The 843-nt window shown below is 29.3% G+C and carries 1 protein-coding gene; it reads left to right on the plus strand.

Annotated elements, in window-relative coordinates; genetic code table 11:
- On the plus strand, positions 1-704 hold a 704-nt coding region (locus V7183_RS24000), incomplete at its 5' end, for a GNAT family N-acetyltransferase (RefSeq protein WP_335361080.1).
- Positions 705-843: the final 139 nt, after the last annotated feature.

The following is an 843-nucleotide window of genomic DNA, read 5'->3' on the forward strand; positions in this document are numbered from 1 at the left end:
TGTATGAAGATAAAAAAATTATTGGAGCATTAGGATTTGATGTAAATGGTAAAATGAAAACAGCTGAAATCTGGGGACCTTTTATTCATAAAGAAGAGGATTGGGAGAAAATTGCAAAGAAAATGTGGGGAATAGGCCTATCTAAATTAGGAGGAATGATTCATTCGTTCCATGGTTTTTTTAATAAGGAAAATAAAAATGCTCAAGAATTTATGAAATATCTATCTGCCAGTGAACAAGGAAAACATGTAATTTTAAAAATGCATGCTTCAGCTTTTTTATATCATCCTTGTTTATCGATAAAATCTATTACGCCTGGGCTTTATAAAGAGTTTATTACATTACATGATGAAGAGTTTCCAGATACTTATTATAATGGAGAAACAATTATTGGAAGAATAAATGAGTATAATAAATTATTTGTTTTTAAGGAAGAAGAGTGTTTGTTAGGGTATATTTATATTGAAGGTAGCCCTGAATTTAAAGAGGGAAATATAGAATATATCGCTGTTAAACCGTCTATACGAAATAAGGGAATTGGATTAAAACTTTTAAATTACGGACTGTATGAATTGTTTAATTATATGCAAATTGAAGAAATTTCAATTTGTGTAGGTGAAGAGAATGAACGAGCTATTCGTCTATATAAAAAAGCAGGTTTTTCTATTGCAGATAAAATGGAATTTTATTCTGTAAATACATAATTCATTTGTATATTAGTAAAAAACGGTGCAACTTCTCTTCATTATAGTAAAAATGAGGGCAGAAGTATGATCTGGATTATATGAAAGTTTGAAGAACGTAAAACAATAAGTGGTGGGAGTTGTCCCATAAGTCAGTGTA

The sequence above is a fragment of the Bacillus sp. JJ1127 genome (assembly GCF_036965845.1).
Taxonomy (GTDB): Bacteria; Bacillota; Bacilli; order Bacillales; family Bacillaceae_G; genus Bacillus_A.